General features: G+C 63.3%; 20 protein-coding genes. 11 read left to right on the top strand and 9 right to left on the bottom strand.

Going from position 1 to position 23828, the window contains the following annotated elements:
• Positions 1–6: 6 nt before the first annotated feature.
• From NGM68_RS06275 to NGM68_RS06285, 3 genes are all read right to left on the bottom strand, one after another.
• A complete protein-coding gene (locus tag NGM68_RS06275) occupies positions 7–1149 on the bottom strand; it encodes an acyl-CoA dehydrogenase family protein (protein ID WP_252700788.1) in 1143 nt (380 codons plus the stop codon).
• A gap of 158 nt (positions 1150–1307) precedes the next feature.
• Complete coding sequence (locus NGM68_RS06280; RefSeq protein ID WP_252700789.1) at positions 1308–2498, bottom strand: DUF7544 domain-containing protein; 1191 nt, start codon at positions 2496–2498, stop codon at positions 1308–1310.
• A 113-nt stretch (positions 2499–2611) separates the two neighbouring features.
• Complete coding sequence (locus NGM68_RS06285) at positions 2612–3103, bottom strand: DUF411 domain-containing protein (protein WP_252700790.1); 492 nt, start codon at positions 3101–3103, stop codon at positions 2612–2614.
• Positions 3104–3286: 183 nt separating this feature from the next.
• Between NGM68_RS06285 and NGM68_RS06290 the strand changes: the two genes are divergently transcribed.
• The 5 genes from NGM68_RS06290 (at position 3287) to NGM68_RS06310 (ending at position 8086) form a co-directional block, all read left to right on the top strand.
• Positions 3287–4093: an RIO1 family regulatory kinase/ATPase domain-containing protein gene (locus NGM68_RS06290; RefSeq protein WP_252700791.1), complete on the top strand. Its 807-nt coding sequence runs from the start codon at positions 3287–3289 to the stop codon at positions 4091–4093.
• Between the two features lie 381 nt (positions 4094–4474).
• Complete coding sequence (locus NGM68_RS06295; RefSeq protein WP_252700792.1) at positions 4475–6013, top strand: aldehyde dehydrogenase family protein; 1539 nt, start codon at positions 4475–4477, stop codon at positions 6011–6013.
• Between the two features lie 204 nt (positions 6014–6217).
• The gene (locus NGM68_RS06300; protein ID WP_252700793.1) at positions 6218–6676 is read left to right on the top strand and encodes a pyridoxamine 5'-phosphate oxidase family protein; all 459 of its coding nucleotides are present in this window, start codon (positions 6218–6220) and stop codon (positions 6674–6676) included.
• A 217-nt stretch (positions 6677–6893) separates the two neighbouring features.
• Positions 6894–7595 (top strand): phosphoglycerol geranylgeranyltransferase, encoded by a 702-nt coding sequence (locus NGM68_RS06305; RefSeq protein WP_252700794.1) that lies wholly within the window; start codon positions 6894–6896, stop codon positions 7593–7595.
• A gap of 62 nt (positions 7596–7657) precedes the next feature.
• Positions 7658–8086, top strand: coding sequence for a universal stress protein (locus tag NGM68_RS06310; protein ID WP_252700795.1), 429 nt, complete (start codon positions 7658–7660; stop codon positions 8084–8086).
• 80 nt (positions 8087–8166) lie between these two features.
• On the opposite strand, the gene NGM68_RS06315 is transcribed toward NGM68_RS06310, so the two are convergent.
• Both NGM68_RS06315 and NGM68_RS06320 read right to left on the bottom strand, forming a co-directional pair.
• A complete protein-coding gene (locus NGM68_RS06315; protein ID WP_252700796.1) occupies positions 8167–8961 on the bottom strand; it encodes an SIR2 family NAD-dependent protein deacylase in 795 nt (264 codons plus the stop codon).
• Between the two features lie 71 nt (positions 8962–9032).
• Positions 9033–9728 carry a helix-turn-helix domain-containing protein gene (locus tag NGM68_RS06320; RefSeq protein WP_252700797.1) on the bottom strand — a complete coding sequence of 232 codons (696 nt, stop codon included), beginning with the start codon at positions 9726–9728 and terminating at the stop codon, positions 9033–9035.
• A gap of 105 nt (positions 9729–9833) precedes the next feature.
• Between NGM68_RS06320 and NGM68_RS06325 the strand changes: the two genes are divergently transcribed.
• From NGM68_RS06325 to NGM68_RS06335, 3 genes are all read left to right on the top strand, one after another.
• A complete protein-coding gene (locus tag NGM68_RS06325; protein ID WP_252700798.1) occupies positions 9834–11180 on the top strand; it encodes a cytochrome P450 in 1347 nt (448 codons plus the stop codon).
• An 86-nt stretch (positions 11181–11266) separates the two neighbouring features.
• Positions 11267–12571, top strand: coding sequence for an aspartate--tRNA(Asn) ligase (gene aspS / locus NGM68_RS06330; protein ID WP_252700799.1), 1305 nt, complete (start codon positions 11267–11269; stop codon positions 12569–12571).
• Between the two features lie 160 nt (positions 12572–12731).
• Positions 12732–13175, top strand: a complete 444-nt coding sequence (locus NGM68_RS06335; RefSeq protein ID WP_252700800.1) for an SHOCT domain-containing protein — start codon at positions 12732–12734, stop codon at positions 13173–13175.
• Between the two features lie 28 nt (positions 13176–13203).
• Here NGM68_RS06335 and NGM68_RS06340 read toward each other — a convergent pair whose 3' ends face one another.
• On the bottom strand, positions 13204–14904 hold the full coding sequence (locus NGM68_RS06340) for a cation:proton antiporter (RefSeq protein ID WP_252700801.1): 1701 nt from the start codon (positions 14902–14904) through the stop codon (positions 13204–13206).
• 82 nt (positions 14905–14986) lie between these two features.
• Positions 14987–16729 (bottom strand): cation:proton antiporter, encoded by a 1743-nt coding sequence (locus NGM68_RS06345; RefSeq protein ID WP_252700802.1) that lies wholly within the window; start codon positions 16727–16729, stop codon positions 14987–14989.
• A 213-nt stretch (positions 16730–16942) separates the two neighbouring features.
• Between NGM68_RS06345 and NGM68_RS06350 the strand changes: the two genes are divergently transcribed.
• Positions 16943–17770, top strand: a complete 828-nt coding sequence (locus NGM68_RS06350) for a pantoate kinase (RefSeq protein WP_252700803.1) — start codon at positions 16943–16945, stop codon at positions 17768–17770.
• Between the two features lie 390 nt (positions 17771–18160).
• Positions 18161–21037, top strand: a complete 2877-nt coding sequence (locus NGM68_RS06355; RefSeq protein ID WP_252700804.1) for a DUF1508 domain-containing protein — start codon at positions 18161–18163, stop codon at positions 21035–21037.
• Between the two features lie 157 nt (positions 21038–21194).
• Here the strand turns inward: NGM68_RS06355 and NGM68_RS06360 are convergent, their stop codons facing one another.
• Entirely contained in the window at positions 21195–22160 is a 966-nt protein-coding gene (locus tag NGM68_RS06360; RefSeq protein ID WP_252701389.1) for an NADPH:quinone reductase, read from the bottom strand.
• Positions 22161–22282: 122 nt separating this feature from the next.
• On the opposite strand from NGM68_RS06360, the gene NGM68_RS06365 reads away from it, so the two are divergent.
• Positions 22283–23089, top strand: a complete 807-nt coding sequence (locus tag NGM68_RS06365; protein ID WP_425493601.1) for a 4-phosphopantoate--beta-alanine ligase — start codon at positions 22283–22285, stop codon at positions 23087–23089.
• Positions 23090–23158: 69 nt separating this feature from the next.
• Here the strand turns inward: NGM68_RS06365 and NGM68_RS06370 are convergent, their stop codons facing one another.
• On the bottom strand, positions 23159–23818 hold the full coding sequence (locus NGM68_RS06370; protein WP_252700806.1) for a hypothetical protein: 660 nt from the start codon (positions 23816–23818) through the stop codon (positions 23159–23161).
• Positions 23819–23828 lie beyond the last annotated feature (10 nt).

A 23828-nucleotide genomic window follows, 5' to 3' on the forward strand; every position in this document is an offset into this window, starting at 1 on the left:
CCTGGCTTACAGCCCGAGTTCGCGTCCGATCACGAGATGCTGTATTTCGCTCGTCCCCTCACCGATCTCCATGAGTTTGGCGTCGCGATAGAACCGCTGTGGAGCGAAGTCGGTGGTGTAACCGTAGCCGCCGAGCACCTGCACGGCGTCCTCGGCGACCTTCCGGGCGGCTTCACTGGCGTCGAGTTTCGCCAGGGCCGACTCCTGGGTCACGGTTTGGCCGTTGTCGTAGCGACAGGCGGCTTTGTGGGTCAGCAGGCGGGCGCGTTCGGTCTTGCGGTGCATGTCGACGAGTTTGTCGCGAATGGCGTCGAACTTACAGATTGGCTTGCCGAACTGCTCGCGCTCTTTGCTGTAGGCGTGGGCGTGTTCGTAGGCACCCTGGGCCAGCCCCGTCGAAATTGCCGCGATGGAGATCCGACCGCCGTCGAGAGTCTTTTTCGTCTGCTCCCAGCCCTCGCCAACCTCGCCAAGCAGGCGATCCTCCGGAAGCCGGACGTCGTCGAGCGAAATTTCGCAGGTCGGGGAGGCGTTGAGCCCCATCTTGTCCCAGACCGTCGTGACCTCGAATCCGTCGTCTTCGTCGGGGTCGACGATGAACGTGGAGATACCGTCGTAGCCCGCACCGGGGTCGGTGACGGCTTTCACGAGTACCGAGCCCGCGACGTTCGCGTTCGTGATGAACTGCTTCGTGCCGTTGAGCACCCACTCGTCTCCATCCTGTTCTGCCCGGGTGTCCATATCGGAGGCGTCCGACCCGCTTCCCGGTTCGGTGAGCGCCCAGCCACCCAGGTACTCCCCCTCCGCGAGCGGGCGGAGCCAGCGCGCTTTCTGTTCCTCGGTGCCGAACAGCTCGAGTGGCTTCGATGCGAGCGAGGTGTGGGCAACGTACGAGAGCGCGACCGACCCGGAGACCCGCCCGAGTTCCTCGCCGACGATGGCGTACATGAGCGTATCGCCGCCGAGTCCGCCGTACGCCTCGTCGATCGGCACCCCCATCATGTCGAGGTCGCCGAGCTGGTCGAACACCTCCTCGGGGAAGCGGTGTTCCTCCTCGATCTCCTGGGCGATCGGTTCGATTTCCTCCTCGCAAAACTCCCTGACGGTGTCCCGGATCATCCGGTGTTCGTCGGGCAGGTCGAAGTCCATGCGCAACACTTGCCGACGGTCGAAATAAAGTCACCGAAGCGTCGTGCCTGTCCGTCACCTGGGCCTGGATTGCTGGCTCACTTGATCCTCGAGCGCTGGTTCGGTGCCGGAACGCTCATCGCTTTTTCGACGACGTGGACGAGGCGACGATCTACGCCTTACCAGCCCCGTCCGTCGTCTCGATCATCGTCGGGTTCCTCGTCATCGTCGCGGTCGTCGTCCCAGTTGCTCGAGGTGTCCCAGCCCGTCCCTTCGTCGTGATCGTCCTGGCCCGTCTCCTCGTCACTGTCGTCGTCCCAGTGGTCACCGTCGCTCGGCTCCTCGGGGACGGAACCGACGCCACCGTCGTGTCGACGGACGGCCGCGCGTCGCTCGGGAATCAGATCAAGCTCCGGGTTCGTATCGCCGAGGAGCAAGAAGCCGTAGTACCGGAAGTAGGAGTCGATCGGCACCCGGATCAGCATGACGGCCAGCAAAACCGTGAGCAGGCCAAGCGCACCGACGGCGACGGCGAGATACAGAGCTGGCCCACCGACGACCACGAGTACCGCCACGGTGATGGCAAACGGGATCACGACGACGAGTGCAGCGATCACGGCCAGGAACGCGAACCCGAAGTTCACGACGACCTGGAGGATCCAGACGAGAAGCACGTAGAGTCCGTACTCCGCGAGGTTCCCGCGGAGTGTGGGGAAAAACCGTTTCCAGGCACTCAACACGCCCCGATCCTCGAGCAGCATGACCTGGGTAACGAAGATAGTCGTGAACCGGCTGATGAGGACGTAGAGGAGCCCGAGAACGAGCGCGGTCAATGCGTAAATCCCGCCGAGAACGGCCAGTGTAACGGTGAATCCGTTGGCCGTGGAGATGACGTACCAGACGGGTACAGCGAGCGGGACGAGAACGGCCAGGAAGAGGCCGATCCTGAACCCGAACAGCCTGAGCCCACGGCCGAGATTCTGGTTGAAATAGCGTCTGAGATGAACCGACTCTGACCGGAGCGACTCGATGAACGTAAACTCCATAATGGCTGCGATGAGCGCGTAGATGAGGCCGAACCCAATCAGGAGGACAACGAGTATCGCGATTGCGTACAACAACTCTTCGAACGTCACCTGGTCACCGAATTCGGCGTTCCACTCCGCCTCGAGTTCCTCGAGGGAGTCGACCCCCTCCATATCGCCCGTGGCGGTACCGCCGTCCGATGCCGGTAGACCTGGGCCACCGACAGTCGCCCCGCCGACGAAAAGGAGGATGATCGCCAGTTTGAGCCACGTTCCGATTTCGATAGGGGTGAGGCGGTCACGCGTGACGTCGATGGCATCACCGAGGTTGTCAATTGCGTACATTCTTCTCTGAACGTAGGTGTTGGAGTTGCAAAATAGTGCGGTATCCGATTCGGACACTCGTGTAGAAGGCGACACGCGGAATATCGAGGGGGTGACGCCGCTCGACTACAATCCTACAGCTCCGCGTATACCGACGGTTCCTCGCCCGCGGCGTTGATAGCGTACACCGTCCACGTCCCGTCTTTGTCACCACCCATACCGGGGGATCCCTGTGGCATCCCCGGAAGCGAAATCCCGCGGATGTCGGGTTCGTCCTCGAGCATCGTTGCAATCGTCTCGACCGGCATATGCCCTTCGACGAGGTAACCGTCCAGTTCGATCGTGTGGCAACTGTACAGGTCGCTCGGGATCTCGTGCTCGTCCTTCACCGATGAGAGGTCGTCAGTGACGACCGTCTCGAGCGACGTCGCGAGGTGGTCGTCGAGGTAGTCCGCGTACACTCCACAGCAGCTACAGTTTGGATCCTGATACAGCGTCGCCGAGGACGCTGCCAGGGGTTCCTCACGCTCCCACGCATCGGTATTGTCGCCCAAACAACCGGCCACAGTGATGGCGAACGTACCCACGCCAGCCGACAGGAACGCCCGCCTCGAGAAATCGGTCATGTGTTTCGACACTCATTGCACGTACGTATCTCTCCCGATCGTTCTAACCGTTTGGGAACTGCCAGGATCGCTCGAGGGCCCCTGCGCTGGGTGCGAACGACCATGGCGTTCAGCACCTGAAGAACCGGCAACACGAGTTCGACTCCGGGAGGCATTTATTACTGGTGCATCTGTACCTCCGATATGGACATCCGCCAACTCGCTCGCGGATCGGTCGAATGGGTGCGCATCGAGCGAGTCGTGCGAACGCTGGCGGAGCGCTACGACCTCGAGGACGTCCGCGTCGAATTCCTCGAAGCCGATAACTGGCTGTCGACCCCCTGTGTGATCAACGACGAGTACTTCGTCAAGATCGTCTCCCGGCAGAACGCCCTCGTTCACGGGGTGTTGACCACCGGCAGAAACGTCGGGGCGTTCTCTTCCGGCACGGAGGGCTTTTTCGACCGATTCGATACCCCGTTACAGATGGTCGAACACGAGTTCGAGGCGACCGAACGGATGCGCGGGGTCGGCCTCAACGTCCCCCGTCCCATCGACGCCTTCGAAGTGAACGGGCTCGGCGTGCTCGTTCTCGAGTATCTCCCCGCGTTTCGGACGCTCGACGAGCTCGAGGACGGGGAGCTCCTCGAGTATGCTCCTACCCTGTTCGACATGCTCGAGACGCTGCACGATCACGGGCTCGCCCACGGCGACCTGCGAGCGGAGAACGTCCTGCTTCGAGACGGCGAACTCTACTTCATCGACGCGACGAGTGTCGACGCTGACCGCATTTCCGAGACGGCAGCGTACGATCTCGCGTGTGCGCTCGCCATCCTCGAACCCCGAACCGGTGCTCGAGACGCCGTCTACGCTGCCGCGAGCGTCTACGACGCCGAGACCTTGCTGTCTGCGCGCTCGTTCCTCGATTTCATCCGCCTGCGGCCGGATCACGAGTTCGATTCGACCCAGCTTCGAAGCGAACTCGAGAAGATGGCCGATCTCAACTCTTGACGCAATGCCGTTTGCGTGCATCCGTCGAACGCCTGGTGGTGGTAGGGTGGTCAGTGGTACAGTGGTATCAGCGTGGCCGACCGAGATTGGGCGATCGTGTCTCGTCAGCGATCACGACCGTTGAAATACAATCGAGGTTGGACACCGGTAATTGCCTGACCCTGCTGCTCCATCGAGCGTCGATCGATGAATCGAATCGTCCCGGTGCTCGGTTCGCCCCATCGCTTCTATAGTGGCCACTGCACGTCATGGCACACCTGATCGCCAGACGTGTCGGCTATCAGTGTGCAAATCGTTACAGTTGTTACTATAGCCTGACGAAACGGTGAGCCGATAGTATAGCAGGCTTTTTCATACCGGTGAGCGAAAATATTGCCGACCATGAGCGATCAAGCACCAGCGGAAACCTACGGCCACTACATCGGGGGCGAGTGGACCGACGGAACCGGCAGCGAGACGTTCGACAGCCAGAACCCGGCAACGGGCGAGACGCTGGCGACATTCCAGCGCGGCACCGAAGACGACGTCGACGCCGCACTCGAGGCGGCCGAGGAAGCGTTCGACGAGTGGCGCGAACTCTCCTACATCGACCGCGCGGAGTACCTCTGGGACGTCTACCACGAGATGCGCGAACGAACGGACGAACTCGCCGAGATCGTCACCAAGGAGTGTGGCAAGGAAATTTCCGAGGGCCGGGCGGACGTCGTCGAGGCTTACCACATGGTCGAGTGGGCCGCAGGCAACGCCCGCCACCCCCACGGCGACGTGGTTCCCTCCGAGGTTGGCGCGAAAGACGCCTACATGCGACGCAAACCGCGCGGCGTCATCGGCTGTATCACGCCGTGGAACTTCCCCGTAGCCATCCCGTTCTGGCACATGGCCATCGCGCTGGTCGAGGGGAACACCGTCGTCTGGAAGCCCGCCGAGCAGACGCCGTGGTGTGGCCAGATCATCGCCGAGATGCTCGAGGACGCGGGCGTCCCCGAGGGCGTGTTCAACATGATACAGGGCTTCGGCGACGCCGGCGCCTCGATCGTCGACGACTCCCGGGTCGACACCGTCCTCTTCACCGGCTCAGCCGAGGTTGGCCACGAAATCGCAGGCAAGGTCGGCGGCGAACCCGGCAAACTCGCGGCCTGTGAGATGGGTGGCAAAAACGGCATCATCGTCACCGAGCAGGCAGATCTCGACATCGCCGTCCACTCCGCCGTCATGTCGAGTTTCAAGACGACCGGCCAGCGCTGTGTCTCGAGTGAGCGCCTGATCGTTCACGAGGAGGTGTACGACGAGTTCAAGGAGCGCTACGTCGAGTTAGCGGAGCAGGTCGCCGTCGGCGACCCACTCGACGAAAACACGTTCATGGGCCCGGCGATCGAACCGGAGCACGTCGAGAAGATCCACCGGCACAACGACCTCGCGAAAAAGGAGGGAGCGGAGGTGCTCGTCGACCGTGCCGACCTCGACGACAACGAGATCCCGGACGGCCACGAGGACGGCCACTGGGTCGGCCCGTTCGTCTACGAGATCGAGTACGACACCGATCTGCGCTGTCTGAAAGAGGAGTGTTTCGGCCCCCACGTCGCGCTCCTGAAGTACTCGGGTGACATCGAGGAGGCCGTCGAGATCCACAACGACACGCCCTACGGGCTGGCCGGGGCGATCATCTCCGAGGATTACCGCCAGATCAACTACTTCCGCGACCACGCCGAACTCGGCCTCGCCTACGCCAACCTGCCGTGTATCGGTGCCGAGGTGCAGTTGCCATTCGGCGGCGTCAAGAAGTCCGGCAACGGCTACCCAAGTGCTCGAGAGGCTATCGAAGCCGTCACCGAGCGTACTGCCTGGACGCTGAACAACTCGAAGGAGATCCAGATGGCCCAGGGGCTGTCGGCGGATATCACGACGCAAGACGACGACTGAGGACAGAGGGCTGACGACTCGCGATTCAGCAGATCCCTCGAGTACGGGTACGCCGCTCGAGCCTTTCGATCCCGTTTCTTTGTACCAGTGCCACAGTGATTCAATGACCGCTCAGCCATAGCGATATTCAGCCGTCGAGAACGGTACGAACAGGTATATCTCGAGACGCCATCGTTCGTCTAGAGCACTCACAGGGGTTCCGGTGTGAAACACGTCGAATACACGCACACGTTCGGGATGGACGAGGAAACCGTCGAGCGTCGGCTTCGGGACGCCGAGACGGGGGTGCTGTCGCTGGCCAGCGGCAGCGATAGCTACGCGATTCCGGTAGCCCACTACTACGACGATCAGCTCTACTTCCGCCTCGGTGTAACCAGGGGGAGTGCGAAACAGGCGTATCTCGAGTCGACCGAGACGGCGTGTTACATCGTCTATGGTACGGAGAAAACCGCAGATCCGCGTAAAATTGACTCCTGGAGCGTCCACGTCACTGGATCGCTCAGCCAGCTTACCGGCGCTGAACGCGATCGGTTCGATACGGCCGAGAGCAACCGACACTTCGCGCCGATCCGTGTCTTCGACGAGGATATCGAGGACATCGAGATCAGTATCGTCGAACTCGAGATTGAGACGATCACCGGCCGAACGACGGGACGTGGCTAGCCGCGGCCTCGAGTAGTGTGTCGACCGCTCTCGTCAGTGTCGGCCAGCTGTGAACAAAACTTCGAATAGCGGAGTGATTAGCTACAAAATGTATAGTCAGCCGTACGACTCGGGGAACCGACGGGATCGCACCGCTCGAGCGCCGATCGCCGGATGAAACGCCGCGGATAGCGGCCGATTCGTAGCGCTTTTGCCGGGTACCGAGAAACCAAGCGGTATGACTGCACCCTGGGACGACTGGAACCACATCCTGAAGCTCGATCCCGACAAGGAGCTTCCCGACGGGGTCACCTACGGCGATCTCTGTGCGACCGGCACGGACGCCATCGAGGTCGGCGGGACGATGGGGATGACCGAGGAGAACATGACGGCCGTCATCGAGGCCTGTGCCGAACACGACGTGCCGCTCTATCAGGAGCCCTCGAATCCGAGCGTCGTCGTCGAGAACGACGCCCTCGCGGGCTACCTCATCCCGACGGTGTTCAACGCCGGGTCGCCGTTCTGGATCACCGGCGCCCACAAGGAGTGGGTTCGGATCGAAGGCGGCCTCGACTGGAGTCGTACCTGGACGGAAGCCTACATCGTGATGAACCCCGACGCTGACGTTGCGGCGCTGACGGAAGCCGACTGCGACCTGAACGAGGACGACGTGGAATCCTACGCGATGATCGCCGAGCGAATGTTCGGCCAAGAGATCATCTACGTCGAGTACTCGGGCACCTACGGCGACGAGTCGATCGTCGAAGCAGCGGGCGACGCCCTCGAGGAGTCGACGCTGTTCTACGGCGGGGGCATCCACGACTACGACTCAGCGTACCGGATGGCCACCCACGCAGACGTGATCGTCGTCGGCAACCTTGCCCACGACGAAGATGTCGATGCCGTCCGCGAGACAGTCGAGGCGGCCAACGACGCCTAAGCGATTCTAACATTCCTGGAACGAGGATTACAGTATATGCTGTCTGGCGTGGTCGTTACGGTATGGCAAACACAATTCTCGTGCCGATCGACGGCTCGGAACCATCCCGCAACGCACTGACTGTGGCGATCGAGGAGTTCGACGACGCGGAACTGATACTGCTCCACGTCATCGAACCGTACAACGTGTTCTCGGTGACCGAAGATGCGGTAAGAGACGACGACATACTCGAGGAACGGCGGTCTGAGCGGGCAGCGCTCCTCGAGGAGTTCGCCGAGACGGCCGTCGACATGAGTGCTGACGTCCGAACCGAACTGATGCTGGGATCGCCGTCGCGGGCGATCGTCGACGCCTGCGAGGAGTTCGACGTCGACCACGTCGTGATGGGAAGTCGGGGCCGAACCGGCCTCTCTCGGATGATTCTCGGGAGCGTCGCCGACACCGTGGTCAAACGGGCACCGGTGACGGTGACGGTGGTTCGTTCGGATTAACGAATCGGTCATCCTCACGTCACCCTGTCGTCCTCACGTCACCCCGTCGCCAACGATTTGTGAACGTTGTCCACCACCCGTTACAGCGACTCGAGCAGGTCGGCCAGCTGCGGCACGACCGTAGCGGCGTCCGCCCGGCGAACCACCGATGCGTGGCGGTCGGCCGGCGTTTCCTCGAGATTGACGATCACGAGTGTGGCCCCGGAACGAACTGCCGCTCGGGGAAGCGACGCCGCGGGTTCGACGACGAGCGAGGAGCCGATGGCGAGGAAGACATCGCTCGCTCGAGTCAGGGATCTTGCTCGTTGAAGCACCGGTTTCGGCAGTTGCTGGCCGAAGAGGACGACGTCGGGTTTGTAGCATCCGCCACAGTCACACCGCGGTGGAACGTCGCCGTCGGCGACACGGTCGAAGACGTGGTCGGCCGCCGTTTTTGCTCCACATTCGACGCACACGACACGGTGAGCGTTGCCGTGGAGTTCGAGGATCGTCGCCTCTGTGTCGTCAGCGATGTCGTCCCCACTGCTGTCCGATTCTTCACTGGCCGCCCACCCGTGTAACCCGTCCGTGTTCTGCGTGATGATCGCCTCGAGGTGACCCGCTCGCCCCAAGCGGGCGAGCGCCTCGTGGGCCGCGTTCGGCTCGTAGTTCGACCCGTACAGCGCCCGCTGTAACTCGAGTCGATCCCGCCAGAAGCCGGTGGGGTCGCGCTGGAATCGCCCGTAGGTGAACTGATCCTCCTCGAAGTGCTCCCAGACGCCGTCGTCGCCACGAAAGGTCGGCACGCCGGAGGGTGCGGAGATGCCAGCGCCGGTCAGCGCGACGACGCAGTCGGCCTCGCTGATTTCCTGGGCCAGGGGCTCGAGGTCGTCCATACCGATCGAACAACCGCTCGCCTGAAAAGCGAGACGGTCACCGGGAGCGCCCCCTCTCGTTCGACAGGCGGTCAGTGACGCCCCGGTTCGCCTCGAGCATAGGCGCTCGCCAGTTTCGTCTCGATGTGTCTGAAGTGTTCGCCGACGGTTCCCGTCGCGACATCGAGGGCCGCTGCGACCTCCGCCTGCGTGGTCTCGCGCGGAATTTCGTAGTAGCCCAGTCGGCTGGCGACGTCGAACACCTCCCGTTGTCGGTCGGTGAGATCGGCGTCGAACGGCCGCGGCGACGGATCGTACTCGCCCAGCCGCAGCACCTCGAGGCCGATCTCCTCGGGGAGGGTGGCGGCCGCCCGCTGAATCGCCTCGCCCGGCCCGATGACTGTCAACTCGAGGCCCCGAACGCCGGGTTCCGTGACTTCGACGTACCGGATCGGCCAGTCGAGCACGATGTCGTGGTCGCGAAGGATTGCCAGTAGATCGGTGACCAGCCCCTCGTTCCGGCACGTTACGTAGGCGACACCGCGGCATTGGTTCTCGTCTCCTCCGTCGCTGACACCGTACTCGAGCGCGTGGCTCGAGTCGGCGAGTCGGGTACGAACCCGTGCAGGGTCGCCGCGGAAGGTCAACAGTTCGATGTACTCGCCGTCACGAACGGGACTGACGTAGCGGATCGATTCGATCGAGACGCCGTCGATGCTGGCAAAGAGCTCGTCGAGGGGGTGAATCGACCCCGTTTTCCAGGTCAGCGTGACCGTTGCATATTGCATTCGCGTTGGCACCTCGAGTGATGTGAACCTGCGTGATTATCTATTATAAGTCTCCCGAGGATACTCGGGAACAGGGATAGCCTGCTTCCGGTCGTGGTAGCGACTATGCGACGGACTCGTTCGAATCCACCACGGCCGCGGCCGCCCGGTCCCGACGGCTTGCCGTTCGTCGGCACGCAGCTTTCGTTTCTCCGCGACCCCTACGGGTTCATGACCGAGACGGCCCGCGAGTACGGCGACATCGTCTCCTGGAAGGATCCAGGCGGGCTCGTCTATCAGCTCAACCACCCCGACTACATCGAGCAGGTGCTCGTTCGGCACAACCAGCACTACGTCAAGGGAGATCTGTTCCAGAACACGCTCAGACCGATCACCGGAAACGGCATTCTGAACAGCGAAGGTGAGGTCTGGCGGCGGAATCGCCACCTGATCCAGCCCGCGTTCCACCCCGACCGGATCCGGGAGTACGCGACGATGATGACCGACTTCACTACCGAGGCGCTCGAGGCGTGGACCGACGGTGAGACTCGCCGGTTCCACGAGGAGATGTCCACGTTGACGCTACGGATCGTGGCTCGAGCGCTCTTCGGCGTCGGCATCGACGACCACGTCGACACGGTCGCGGTTGCGCTCGACGACTTCATGCTGGCGTCGGAGACGCTTTCCCACTACGTGCTGCCGCCGGGGATTCCGACGCCGTCCCGCCGCCGGATCGCTCGCGCACGGGAACGACTCGACGCACTCATCTACGACATGATCGAGGATCGGCGGGCCAACCCGACCGAGGGCGACGTCATCTCGAAACTCCTCGAGGTCAGCGACGAGGACGGAATCACCCTCTCGGACGAGCAGATCCGCGACGAGGTCGTGACGCTGTTGCTCGCCGGTCACGAGACGACGGCGCTCGCCATGACGTTTACCGCCTACCTGCTCTCGACGCATCAGGCGGTCGAGGAGCGACTGGTCGAGGAACTCGAGACCGTCCTCGACGGCGACCCGCCGACGATGGCCGACCTCGACGACCTCGCGTACACCGAGCGAGTCGTCACGGAGTCGATGCGACTGTATCCCCCGGTTCCGGGGATCGTCCGGGAACCGGTCAAACCGGATCTGATCGGCGGCTACGAGATCCCGCCCGGTGCGACCGTCCAGATGCAGCAGTGGGTCGTCCACCGTGACCCCCGCTGGTACGACGACCCGCTGGCGTTTCGGCCCGAGCGCTGGACGCCGGAGATGGAGGCTGACCTGCCGAAACTCGCGTACTTCCCGTTCGCGGCCGGCCCGAGGCGGTGTATCGGTGACCGGTTCGCCATGCTCGAGGCCCGCCTGCTGCTGGCGACGATCTATCAGCGCTACCACCTCGAGTTGGTGCCCGGCACCGACCTCGATCTGATGGCGACGATCACCGCGCGCCCGAAACACGAGATTCCGATGACCGTCCACGAACGCTAACCCGCCGCAGTCGGCCTGGTCATCGCGGCCCGCCGTCTCGAGCGCGAAAGATTGTGCTTAAGTTGTGGCTACGAGAATCGGTGGGTATGCAGGACCGAACCTACACGGCCGATGCCGAGCCGGGCGAGACGGTTACCGTCGCCGGCTGGGTCCACGAGGTGCGCGACCTCGGTGGAATCGCTTTCCTGATCCTTCGTGACACCACGGGCAAGATCCAGGTCAAATTCGAGAAAGACGAGATGGACGAAGAGCTCGTCGAGACCGGCCTCGGCGTCTCCCGCGAGAGCGTGATCACGGTCTCCGGTGCCGTCGACGAGGAGCCACGCGCACCGACGGGCGTCGAGATCACGCCCGTGAGCCTCGATGTCGTCGCCCCGGCCGATCCACAGCTTCCGCTCGACCCCTCCGAGAAAGTCGATGCGGAACTCTCGACCCGCCTCGACAATCGGACGCTCGACCTGCGCAAGGACGACGTGCAGGCTGTCTTCGAGATTCGCGCGGAGATCCTCCGGGCGGCCCGCGAGCACTTCCGCGAGGTCGGCTGTACGGAGATCACGACCCCAAAAATCGTCGCCACGGGTACCGAAGGCGGCACCGAACTCTTCCCGATCACCTACTTCGGGGAGGAGGCGTTCATGAACCAGAGTCCGCAGCTGTTCAAGCAGTTGATGGCCGGCTCCAACCTCGAGCGCGTCTTCGAGATCGGGCCAATCTTCCGCGCCGAAGAACACAACACGCCGCGCCACCTGAACGAGGCGACCTCGATCGACTTCGAGGGGGCGTTCTGTGATCACACCGATGCGATGGACGTCGTGGAAGGCGTCGTCAAGGCTGCGTACGAAGCCGTCTCCGAGAACTGCACCGAGCAGCTCGAGACCCTCGGGCTTGCCGAGGAGTTCGACCTCCCGGAGGGCGACTTCCCGCGGCTCACCTACGAGGAGGCCATCGAGCGCATCAACGCGACCGGCGAACTCGACGAGCAACTGGTCTGGGGTGACGACCTGCCGACCGAGGGGGAGAAGGCCCTTGGTGGGGACGTCGGCGGTCACTACTTCATCACCGACTGGCCGAGCGAGATCAAGCCGTTCTACATCATGGATCACGAGGACGACGAACAGCTCTCGACGGGCTTCGACCTGATGCACCCGAACATGGAACTGGTGTCGGGCGGCCAGCGTGAACACCGCTACGACGAACTCGTCGCCGGGTTCGAACAGCAGGGACTCGATCCCGATCAGTTCGATTACTACACGAAGATGTTCAAGTACGGCATGCCGCCCCACGCCGGGTTCGGTCTCGGCGGCGAGCGCCTTGTCATGACGATGCTCGGACTCGAGAACATTCGAGAGGCTGTTCTGTTCCCGCGAGACCGGCAGCGGCTGTCGCCGTAGACCCGAGCCAGACTCGAGCCCGACTGGAACCGATTCGGCGGTATTTCTGGCAGACCCGAGCGACTATCTGTCACCTCGTTTTCGAGAACCGCATTGAAGGTGATCGCCTTCGTAGCGTCGGGTATGGAAATGGCATCGATCGACCGGGCGGGTGGAGGCAATGAGTGAGCACGAGGACACCCCACTCGAGGAAATCGCTGCGGGCGTGACGATCGGCCTCATTCTGACCGTCGCGTTCGGGTTGCTCGCGCTCGGCGTGTCGTGGTTCTGGATCGTCTTTCCCATCGGGTTTGCAGGGGTACTCCCGGCAGTGATGGGACTCGTGAAACTCTACGAGCGACGCCGTGAACGAGAGCGAGCGGGGGAGGACGAATCCGACGTGGATCCGTTAGATCAACTCCGCGATCGGTATGCTCGCGGTGAACTGAGCGACGCCGAATTCGAGCGAAAGCTCGATCGGTTGCTCGAGACGGAGACACACGACGGAGCGAAACGGGCTGCTCGACGGGATTCTCGGGTAAGTAACGAACAAGAGCGAGTTCTCGACCCAGGTTTCGACCCTGATCTCGACGTCGATGTTGACGTCGACCTCGAGCGGGAGTGAGACCAGCAGCGAGGGCATGAGTAACGGCTCATCGAACCCGAGCCACGTCGCTCGGCCCGTACTCGACGGCGCGGTCGAGCCGTTTAGCAGCCAGTTCGCGAAGCTCCTCGCGAGTCATGTCGCCGGCGAGGAGCGCCTCGACGTTGTCGCGAAGTTGCTCGGCGGCGAGCGTATCCGGAACGGCGACGAAGAGCGCGCCTCGCTCGAGCAGGTCGACCCCCGACTCGACGTTGACTGCGCGGACGATCGTATTGCTCCCGACCTCGAGCGAGAGGACGTGTTTGGCCCACGCTCGGCGGGGCGTCGTGGCGACGATGAGGGCGGCTTCGTCCGCTCGAGCCACCGCCCAGGTGGCGTCGGCCATGGTGTCGCCGAAGACGTAGTTGTCACAGGCCTTCCGAACCTGATCGCGCCGATTGGGATCGGTTTCGATCACCAGGTAAGGGTGATCGAGTTCCTCACAGACGGCGACGAGCTGTTTCCCCTCGCGGTCGAAGCCGGTGATGATGACGTGTTCCGCGAGGTCGTCGGGAACCCGACTCGCCCGGGCGATGGATTCGTGAGATGCGGTGAGCAGCTCTCGACCGACGAGTTGGCGGTACCAGTCCTCGGCGTATCTGGAGATCGCTACCGAGCCGAGCATGGTGATGATCGCCGCGAGGACGATCGCATCGAAGAGGGCTTCCACGAGCAATCCGGCCACCAGCGCCTCGATCGCGATGATGAGCGCGAACTCGCTGACCTGATCGAGGCTATAGCCGGTCAGGAAGGCCGTCCGGGAGTCGTACCCGCGCCAGCGAAGGCTCCCGTAGATGACCAGCGGGTTGAGGACGACGATGACGGCGACGAGGACGGCGGCGACGCCCACCGTCTCGAGGGCGACAACCGGTGCCGACAGCAGCGGGAACGTGAGGAACGCGCCGACGGTGACGAAGAAGATCGGGGCGAAGAAGTCCTCGAGCGAGCCGATGGCGTCCACGACGCCGATGTCGTGAGGGTACTCCGAGGTGACGGCGAGGCCGGCGGCGAACGCGCCGACGACGATCGAGACGCCGGTCAGTTCGGCGAGGGCGACGAAGCCGATGATGAGCGAAATCGCGGTGAGCATCAGAATCTCGACGTCTCCGTCGGCGAGCGTCGCGACTCGATCGAACACGAACCGACGGAAGGCAAGCGCACCGACGAGCAGACCCACACCAGCGAGCATCGTGAGAACGGTGCCGTCCGTGTAGACGACGGCGTGTAACACGAGGATGATGAGAATCGCGGCCACGTCCTCGACGAAGTGGAGGGCTTCGGCGAGTCGTTCGTGGAGGGAACGGAGTCGAACCCGACGCTCGAGGAGGCTCAACGCGACCAGCGACGAACTCAGGGTGCCAGCGATGGCGAAGTAGACCGCCTGAAGTCCGGTAAACCCGACGAGATGGGCGGCCGCGTACGTAATCGTCCCGGTGACCGTTATCTGTACGACGCCGACGAGCCAGGCGTCTCGTCCCAGCGTTTCGTCGGAGAGCGGCTCGAACTGGACGGCGAACGCGAACACGAGGAACGCGATCCCCCACTGAGCGAGATCGAAGAGCTGTCCCTCGTCGATGAAGCCACCGATGAACACGCCGGCGAGCACGTAAAACGGTACCGTCGGGAGCGAGTAGCGACTGGCGACGACGAGCAAGACCGCGGCGACGCTGAAGATCAGGGTCAGCGCGACGATGAACTCGTACTCGCTCATCGTAGACACCTCCAGCCGACGATGTCTCTCCCATCTGCGCCGTCTCTACTACCGTTCTTCTCGTCGACTTTCGTCGCTCGCATCACCAATCACCTCCGGTCGTGTCCGTGGTCGTCCCGCCGCGACGGGGTGGCCGCTCCCCTCCGGTTGCGCGGTCGCGAAGCGCCGACATCGCGTCGGTCGCCGACCGGTCGAAACGTGACCGATCCTCGAGGAACGATCGGACGTACTCCCCGAGCATCTCCCCGGCCAGCACGGATTTGATGACGACGTAATCGGCACCCGCGTCGTACTGCTCGCGGGCCTCGGTGACGTGTTCGGCTGACGTGATCACGACCGCGTCGTCGTCGGCGGCCTCGACGAGTTGCCGATTGACCGAACCCGGCCGAGCCATCGAAAGCACGAACGCAGCCCCCTCGATACCGATGTCGTCTCGAATCTCGCCGTGACGGACATCGCCGTAATGAAAGTCCACGTCGAGCGACCGCAACTCCTCGACGGTGTCGGCCGAGCGGTCGACGACGACGACCTCCTCGAATTTGCCTTGGATCACGGGGAGCGTTTCCCTGACCACTGGGTCGTACCCGACGATCACCGCGTGATCGGTCTTCGGTTCGAGCGCCGAATCGCGTCCCTCGTCGTCGATGAACCGCTCGAGGACGGGTTTGGCCATCCGATAGAGGCGCTCGTTGTAGCGGATGATGTACGTCGAGAGGGTCATCGTGAGCAGGGCCATCAGGCTCAGATAGCCGAGCACCGGCTCCTCGACCAGTTCCTGGCCGACGGCGAGCGTCCCGACGACGAGCGAGAACTCGCTGACCTGTACCATGTTGACCGATCCGAGAAACGCAGTGTCGGGGGCGAAGTTTTCCCGGTCGATCAGGTACAGCATGATCAGGAAGTTGCCGATCATGAGCGCCGCCGAGGCCAGCACCGCTTCGCTCCAGTACGCGGCGAGATACGCCGCCTCGAGCTGGAGGCCGATGCTCGAGAAGAAGACGACGAGAAAGAAGTCAGTCACCGGCCGCATCCGCTCTTTGAGCTCCGTGCTGTAGGGGAGTTGTGCGAGGCTGAGCCCGGCGATGAACGCCCCGACTTCGACCGAGAGGTCGAGGGATTCGGCGACGAAAATGAACACGAACGCCCAGGCGATACCGACGACGAAGAGTGCGTTCCGGTCGCTCGCGACGGCGTCGAGCAGTGGTGGCAACACGTACCGGTAGGCGACGAACGCGGCGATGCCGATAGCGGCCATGAGTCCGAAAATTCTCGCGACGTCGGTGAGCAAGGCACCCGCTGGCCCCTCGAGTCCGGCCCCGACCAGCGCGAGGACGATCACGAGGTAGATGTCCTGGACGATGAGGACGCCGACGTCGATGCGCCCGTGGATCGTTTTCAACGCGTCCTGTTCGTCGAGGAGTTTGACGATCACCGGCGTCGCCCCGAAGACGGTCGCCAGGGCGATGACGACGACGTCCATCCCGCGAAACCCGAGGAAAAACGCGATGGCGAACGCTGCCGCTGTCTGGAGGATCGTCTGGCCGATCGAGATCCTGATGATGGGGCGAAGGATGTCCCGAATGCGATCGAAGCGCATCTCGATGCCGAGGACGAACAACAGGAATCCGAGCCCCAGTTCGGCCATCACGTCGATCAGGGCGTCCTCGGTAACGATGCCGAACAGAACCGGGCCGAGTACGATGCCAGTAACGATGTACGCGACGATGGTCGGTTGGCCTGTCGCCCGGGCAACGTAGCTCAAGACCGTCGCTGTGACGATGATGATCGCGAAATCGGCCGCGAGCGCAATTCCACCGAGTGTCATCGGTTCGAAGTTCTCGAGGGGGTGTCACTGTACGTGCCAACGTCACGGGACTGGCGGGCGAGCACGGGGCTTACGGAACTGGGGTGCAAGCACGCGGAGTCGTCGTTCCGTAGTGGGGGCACCACGACCGCGGACTTTAACGTCGGGGTCGATCCCGGTAGATCAGCCTGGAAATCTTCAACGTTATATCCGCCGGAACCAAACGACGGTCGTATGCGTGAGGAGGCGACGGCGTTCGTACCGGGGCACATCACGGGGTTTTTCAGCGCGCACCCAAACGACGATCCGACGAAAGCTGGTTCTCGCGGCGCCGGGGTAACGCTCACAGATGGCGTGGAGGTCACCGTCCAGCGAGCGGACGAACCGACGCTACTCCTCGATGGGGAGCCAGTCGAGATCGAGCCCGTCCGAATAGTGCTCGAGGCGCTCGAGGCACCCGCACGGGTCGAAGCGACGTCGTCGCTCCCGATCGGTGCGGGCTTTGGCGTGTCGGGGGCGACGGCGCTCGGGACGGCGCTCGCTGCCAACATCGTCTTCGACCGGACGCTGTCGTACAACGAACTGGTGACGATCGCTCACGGCGCCGAGGTACAGGCCGGAACCGGACTGGGGGACGTCGTCGCGCAGGCTCACGGGGGCGTCCCGATCCGACTCGAGCCGGGGGCACCCGCCCACAACGTTATCGATGCCGTGCCGGCGCGGGCCCGGGTCGAGTACGTGTCTTTCGGCGAACTGTCCACCGCGACGGTCCTTACGGGCGATACCGACCAGCTGTCGGCGGCCGGCCAGGAGTCACTGTCGTTGCTCGTCGACGAACCGACGCTCTCATCATTTATCTACGCCTCGCGTCGATTTACGCGCGAAGCGGGACTCCTCACCCCGGACGTGCAGGGGGCACTCAAGGACGTGGCCGCCGTCGACGGGCAGGCGTCGATGGCGATGCTCGGTAACACGGTGTTCGCCCTCGGAACCGGTCTCTCGGACGCCGGGTACGAGCCGTCGGTGTGTTCGACGCATCCGGCGGGGGCGATCCTCAAATAACGCGGACAGTCGATAGAAAAGTCCGGTCAGGCGTCGGAAATACGGTCGTTCTTTTAAATACTCTCGCAACGTATCAGTCGGTAGGAATAGTTGGCGTGTCGAATGGCTATTTAGTACTGGAGAGGGTTCAGTTTGCACGAGCATGGTGTCGTCAGGGATACATTCTGTCCCGCAGAAACGACCGTGACTCGAGTCCAGATTACTGATTTGGCCCGCTCGGTGGCTCCCTTCTTCGTTCAACCGCTACTGCATCGTTCCGCTCGACCCGCGATCCCATCGGATTTCACCCCGAGTGGTGCCGTCTGCAGATCCGTCGTCGATATGTCTGTTGAGTTATTCGTAGCCAGAAGTTTATTATGAATGAGTGTAGTGATGCACTCGAGTTAACGAATGTCTACGCTCCGTGACTTTCATCAAAACCTGTTTCGACTGTACGAACACTACGTGGGGGAACCCGATTCCAAAACGGACGTCTACGGATTCTGGTTCTTCATCGCCGGCTATTTCATCGGTGCGATCGGTTTGCTGGCCTTCGTCGCCGGCTACGCCGGTGGGGACGCGTTCAACCAGATTCGAGCGTCGGGCGTTGCGGCTGCGATCGGCCTCGCGCTCTGTCTGTTCGGAATCGTTCTTTTATTGCCCGTCCGAACGCGGGGGATTCAGGCGAGCGTCGTTGGGCTGGTCGTCGCGCTCGCTGGTGCCATCGCCTTCGGTTTCGTCTATCCAGATCACTGGCGCGGTCACGGGCTCGAGTTGACCGTCGAGGTCGTCACCCTGTATGCGGCTGGCATCGGGATCATCGCCGGCGTCACCGCGCTCGTCCCCATTATCACCGGACGGAAAGGGATGTTCGTCCGGGAGCAAGGCGAGAGCGAGGATCCACCGATTATGACCGGCGACTCACTCGAGGGGGCCCAGTTCGCGGTCTTCCGGAACGAAGCGGGTGACTGGAAGTGGCACGTCCTCCACCTCGAGGCGCTGGCCGAAAGCGAGGGGAGTACGGTTACACGGCCGGAGACGGAGACGAGCATCGAGAAGGTCAAATCTCAGATCGGGTCGGCTGGCCTGATGGAGCTGACGACGTCGGCGTTCCGTCTCCACGAGGACCGAGAGGGAACCTGGCAGTGGACGCTGGCCCGGGACGATGGCAGCGTAGTCGGCACCTGTGCGAGTCAGTTCGACCGCCGTGACGACGCCGAACAGTCGGTCAGCTTCCTCAAAGACCGTGGCCCGGCCGCGGACGTCATCGAGATCGATGGCGCGGCGTTCACGTACACGGAACGACGCGACCAGTGGTTCTGGCAGTTGCTCGACGACGACCGTCAGCCGCTGGCCGAAAGCGAGGACGGCTACCGAACCATGGAGGCCGCCGAGACGGCCGCCCAGACGTTCGCCGAGCGGTTCGATCGGGCCCGTCTGCTCGACATCGACCACGTCGGCGTCGAACTGGAAACGCTCGATGGGGAGTGGTCGTGGCGGTTCGTCGACGAAACGGACGACGAATTCGCCCAGGCGACGACGACATTCGAGACCAAACGCGCGGCCGAGGACGCCGTGGAAGCGATCCTCGCCGAACTCGGCTCGGCGGCCATCACCGTTGCGAGCGAGCCCACCTACGAGTGCTACGAGGCGGACGGTGGCTGGCGCTGGCGGCTGGTCGACGGGAACGAACACGTCGTCGCCACCACTCCAGACACGCTCGAGGGCTACGGGGCGACCGAGGAAGAAACCGGGCTCTTCGCAGACACCGTCACCAGCGCTGACGTCGTAGAAATCGAGGACGCAGAGTACGAAATCTTCCCCACCGAACGGCCGACGGCCGCAGATGGTGGCGAACTCCAACCGGTCACGGACGACGATGGCGACGCGGCGGAAGCGACCGAACCGACGCCCACGCAGGACTGGCACTGGCGACTCGTCACCGAAGACCGGGATATCATCGCTGCGAGTACGGAAGCACACACCGACGAAGAGACCGCTGGCGAGGCGATCGAACGGGTTCGTCAGCAAGCCAGCGAGGCCGATCTGATCGAGTTCGAAAACGCCGCATTCCAGGTTTACGAGGCAGACTCCGGCGAGTGGCGCTGGCGGCTGATCGACGATGACGGCAACGTCCTCGCCGACTCCGGTGAGGAACACACCTCCCGCGGCGACGCGGCCGAAGCGATGATGACACTCAAAGAGCAGGCCCCAGACGCCGAACTCCTCGAGATCGACACCGCGGCGTTCGAAATCTTCGTCAACGAGGACGACGAGTGGGGCTGGCGGTTGATCGACGAGGCGGGGAAACTGGTCGCCGAAGACCCGGCCGTACACCCGACTCGAAGCACGGCCAAACAGGCGATGGAGCGCCTGTTGACCCATCTCGACTCGAACGTGCGGACGATGGACGACGCCATCTTCCAGACCTACGCCGAGGAGGACTGGCACTGGCGGTTCGTGTTACCAGCGGGCGAGACGGTCGCCGTCGACGCGGAAGCCAGTTCCACCCGTGACGAACTCGAGCGATCGATCGACGGGATTCGTGAGGCAGCGGCTGCAGGGCAGTGTACGGCCATCGGTGACGTTTCGATTCAACTGTACGGCAGCGGCAACGGCGAGTGGCGCTGGCGACTGCTGGATCGGGATCGAACGGTCGTCACCGACGCGAGCCGAAGCTACGACGCCCAGCCACTCGCGGAGACCGCAGTCAAGGGCCTCAAGGCGCGCGCAGCGGACGCCCCGATTTTCACGATCGACGAGGCCGCCATTCGGATGACTAACGAGGGCGGCTGGGGCTGGGAACTCATCGACCGCGACCGCGAGGTGTACGCGGGCCCCGCCGACTCGAGATCCTCGAAAGCCGACGCGATGGCCGACGTCGAAGCGGTTCGCCGCCTGGCTCCGATCGCCGGCCGCGTCGACTTCGACGTCGCCTCCTTCGAGCTATTCGCCGCCGAGGACGACCGCTGGCGCTGGCGACTCATCGACGAAAACGGCCAGACCGTCGCGACCGGTTCGGAGGGCCACCCTTCGACCGAAGCGGCCCACGAAGCGCTCGATAACGTTCGCGACATCATCGAGAACGCGAGCATTCTCGAGATCGACAGTGTCTCCTTCGAACTCCACCGGGCGGAGGAGGCCTGGGTCTGGCGGCTGATCGACACCTACGGCGAGGTGCTCGCCGAGAGCACCCAGAGCTACGAACACCGGACGGATGCCAGGGAGGCGATGATGGCGGTCAAAGAACACGCTCCCGAGGGCTGGATTACGTTCACCGACGAGTAGGTGACCGACGTCTCGGGTGGTATTTTTTCATCGATCGGCATCGCAGTAGCCGTCACAGTTGGAAGCGTTTCGTTCCAGCCGTATACATCGAAACTGCTGCTCACGAATAACTCGAGGAACTCACTCCAGAACACTCAATTCGCTTGATCTGGCGTCGCTACGGCTCGATAACGAGTTTCCCGAGGAAGCTGTCCTCGAGTACCGCTCGCTGGGCTTCGCCTGCGTCCTCGAGGGTGTAGCTGTCGGCGATCTCGATCGAGAGTTTGCCGGTGTTCATGAGGTGGGCCACACCCCGCAACGGCACGCGGAGATCCGGGGTGTTGAACATGCTCATGAACTGGTAGTTGACGTCCTTCGAGCGGGCGGCACCGTCGTTGGTGAACCCCGGATCGGGGCTGTTCTCGCCGATGCCGACGACGCGGGCGCTGGTCGCGGCCACGTCCGCGTCGAACTGGAGGTAGTCGTCGAGGCGGTGATCGAGAATCACGTCGACGCCACCGTCGCTCGCCTCCAGGACGGCGTCGGCGAGGTCGTCCCGTCGGTAGTCGAGGACGGTGTCGGCCCCGAGGTCGCGAAGACGGTCGTGGTAGGACGGGTCGGCGGTCGTGATGACGCGGGCGCTGACCGCCTGCGCGATCTGCACCGCCGCGTGGCCGACGCCACCGGAGCCGCCGTGGACGAGACAGTACTCCGCGGGCTCGAGACCCGCGTGGCCGATCAGTGCGCGCCAGGCGGTGACCGCGACGACGCCGGCCGCGCCAGCCTGCGTTGTGTCGACATCGTCGGGGAGGTGGACGACGCGATCGGTCGGGATCGTCGCGTACTCGGCGTAGCCGCCCTGGAAGGACATGTTTCCGATGCCGGTACCGAAAACCCGGTCACCGGTTTCGAACCCCTCGACGTCCCCCCCGACGGCGACGACGGTACCGGCGACGTCGACACCGGGGGTGAACGGCAACGAGACCGGTTCGTAGGAACCGTCGCGGAAGTAGGTGTCGACCGGGTTGACGCCGGCCGAACCCACCTCGAGGAGGAGTTCGTCGTGTGCTGGTTCGGGGCGATCGGTTTCGATTCGGTCGATGACGTCCGGGCCGCCGTGATCGGTGAGTCGAGCAGCGTACATTCGTCTCGAGAGAACGGTATAGAGGCTCATAAAGACAGGTTACGGTTCATAGTCCCTGGGTTCTGTTCGGGTATGTCGGTTCGGGTGGGGTCGACTCGAGGGCTCCAATCGCGCCGTTTTTGATGACTGCGTTCGATCTAGCAACTGTGAGCGAACACGAGACCGTGCCGGCCGAGGTCGAGGACGAGGAGGAGATTCCGACGGATCATCCTCGCTACACAGACCTGGTGACGCGTCACCGAATCGAACGCGGGGTCGAGAAGGGGATCACGCACCTCCAGGGGATGCACGCCGAGGGACGGGGGAGCGCGTTCGACTATCTGCTGGGCGAGGAAACGACGCCCACCGCCGACGAGGCCGAGCGGGCCGCCGCTGCACAGCTGTTACTCGCCGAGAAGCCCGTCCTCTCGATCAACGGCAACGTCGCCGCGCTGGTGCCCGCCGAGATGGTGGCCCTCGCCGACGCCGTCGACGCCGATCTCGAGGTCAACCTCTTCAACCGAACGCCCGAACGCATCGATGCTATCGTAAGTCACCTCCGGGAACACGGCGCGACGGACGTCAAAGGGATCGAGGCCGACGCCCGGATTCCGAACCTCGAGCACGAACGGGCGAAAGTGGATGCGGAAGGGATCTACGCGGCCGACGTTGTCCTGGTTCCCCTCGAGGACGGCGACCGTGCGGAAGCGCTCGAAGCGATGGGGAAGACCGAAATCGTCATCGACCTCAACCCGCTGTCGCGATCGCCACAGGTCGCCGACGTTCCCATCGTGGACAACATCGTCCGCGCGGTGCCGAACATCACGGCCCACGCGGAAGCGCTCGAGGGTGACGGCGCGAGCGACGCCGACCTCGAGGCCATCGTCGACGCGTTCGATCGGGAGGCGGCGCTCGAGGACGCCGAAGCGAGAATTCGAAGTGGCCTCTGATACGTCGTGTGTGCGGTCGTGTATTCGATTTTGCTGACGGTGCTCGGTGAATCAGAATATCGAACCCGCTCAGAACTTGTTGGTAATACGCGGTGAGACGCTGTCCCGGTCGCTCTCCTGATCGGTAATGTAGCTCTCGTAGCCGTCTCCGTCGACCAGCGGAAGCCGCGACTGAAGCGCCAGCCACCGGTCTTTCGCCCAGTAGTACGACACCGAGAGGTGTTCGCTCAGCCGACGCTCGATTCCGGTATCGACCTCGTAGGACAGGTCACCGTCGAGACAGTCGAAATCCCGTTCGGTGAGGAGTCGCCGGGTGAGAGTTACGCCGGTTTCGGCGTCGTACCCCTGTTTCGAGTAGTGGCGGTAGGGATGCCGAATCCAGGAGGTCTCCCAGTGGGCGTAGACGTCGACGGAGTTCGGTCGATCCTCGAGCGCGTGGAGAACGACGTGTAGCTGGTGTGACGCGAGTGGGGAGTCGCGGTAGACCCACGACCCGTCGGCCGTGTTCCCGTCGAGACGGACTTTGACGGCGGCGATCGGGTTACGCGAAAAGCCCAGTTCCTCGAGGGCGGCCTCGAGGTCGGCTTCCGAACAGTGGGCCGTCATGACGTACTCGTCTGCGGTCGTGTGGCTGACGGCGTAGACGCCGAAGGTTCCCTTGAGGAGGTAGTGAAGTTGTGGAATCGTGCTCCGTCTAATGCCGTTGACGAGGTCGTCGCGGTAGCCCATGGAGTGGCGT

The sequence above is a fragment of the Natronosalvus vescus genome, assembly GCF_023973145.1.
Classification (GTDB): Archaea; Halobacteriota; Halobacteria; order Halobacteriales; family Natrialbaceae; genus Natronosalvus; species Natronosalvus vescus.

Excerpts from the sequence above, each read along its gene's own strand:
- NGM68_RS06370 (WP_252700806.1), bottom strand. The coding sequence starts at position 23,818 with ATGGGCTACCGCGACGACCTCGTCAACGGCATTAGACGGAGCACGATT.
- NGM68_RS06355 (WP_252700804.1), top strand. The coding sequence starts at position 18,161 with ATGTCTACGCTCCGTGACTTTCATCAAAACCTGTTTCGACTGTACGAA.
- NGM68_RS06275 (WP_252700788.1), bottom strand. The coding sequence starts at position 1,149 with ATGGACTTCGACCTGCCCGACGAACACCGGATGATCCGGGACACCGTC.
- NGM68_RS06305 (WP_252700794.1), top strand. The coding sequence starts at position 6,894 with ATGACTGCACCCTGGGACGACTGGAACCACATCCTGAAGCTCGATCCC.
- NGM68_RS06320 (WP_252700797.1), bottom strand. The coding sequence starts at position 9,728 with ATGCAATATGCAACGGTCACGCTGACCTGGAAAACGGGGTCGATTCAC.
- NGM68_RS06345 (WP_252700802.1), bottom strand. The coding sequence starts at position 16,729 with ATGACACTCGGTGGAATTGCGCTCGCGGCCGATTTCGCGATCATCATC.
- NGM68_RS06360 (WP_252701389.1), bottom strand. The coding sequence starts at position 22,160 with ATGTACGCTGCTCGACTCACCGATCACGGCGGCCCGGACGTCATCGAC.
- NGM68_RS06280 (WP_252700789.1), bottom strand. The coding sequence starts at position 2,498 with ATGTACGCAATTGACAACCTCGGTGATGCCATCGACGTCACGCGTGAC.
- NGM68_RS06310 (WP_252700795.1), top strand. The coding sequence starts at position 7,658 with ATGGCAAACACAATTCTCGTGCCGATCGACGGCTCGGAACCATCCCGC.
- NGM68_RS06325 (WP_252700798.1), top strand. The coding sequence starts at position 9,834 with ATGCGACGGACTCGTTCGAATCCACCACGGCCGCGGCCGCCCGGTCCC.
- NGM68_RS06350 (WP_252700803.1), top strand. The coding sequence starts at position 16,943 with ATGCGTGAGGAGGCGACGGCGTTCGTACCGGGGCACATCACGGGGTTT.
- aspS (WP_252700799.1), top strand. The coding sequence starts at position 11,267 with ATGCAGGACCGAACCTACACGGCCGATGCCGAGCCGGGCGAGACGGTT.
- NGM68_RS06335 (WP_252700800.1), top strand. The coding sequence starts at position 12,732 with ATGAGTGAGCACGAGGACACCCCACTCGAGGAAATCGCTGCGGGCGTG.
- NGM68_RS06285 (WP_252700790.1), bottom strand. The coding sequence starts at position 3,103 with ATGACCGATTTCTCGAGGCGGGCGTTCCTGTCGGCTGGCGTGGGTACG.
- NGM68_RS06365 (WP_425493601.1), top strand. The coding sequence starts at position 22,283 with ATGACTGCGTTCGATCTAGCAACTGTGAGCGAACACGAGACCGTGCCG.
- NGM68_RS06340 (WP_252700801.1), bottom strand. The coding sequence starts at position 14,904 with ATGAGCGAGTACGAGTTCATCGTCGCGCTGACCCTGATCTTCAGCGTC.
- NGM68_RS06315 (WP_252700796.1), bottom strand. The coding sequence starts at position 8,961 with ATGGACGACCTCGAGCCCCTGGCCCAGGAAATCAGCGAGGCCGACTGC.
- NGM68_RS06295 (WP_252700792.1), top strand. The coding sequence starts at position 4,475 with ATGAGCGATCAAGCACCAGCGGAAACCTACGGCCACTACATCGGGGGC.
- NGM68_RS06290 (WP_252700791.1), top strand. The coding sequence starts at position 3,287 with ATGGACATCCGCCAACTCGCTCGCGGATCGGTCGAATGGGTGCGCATC.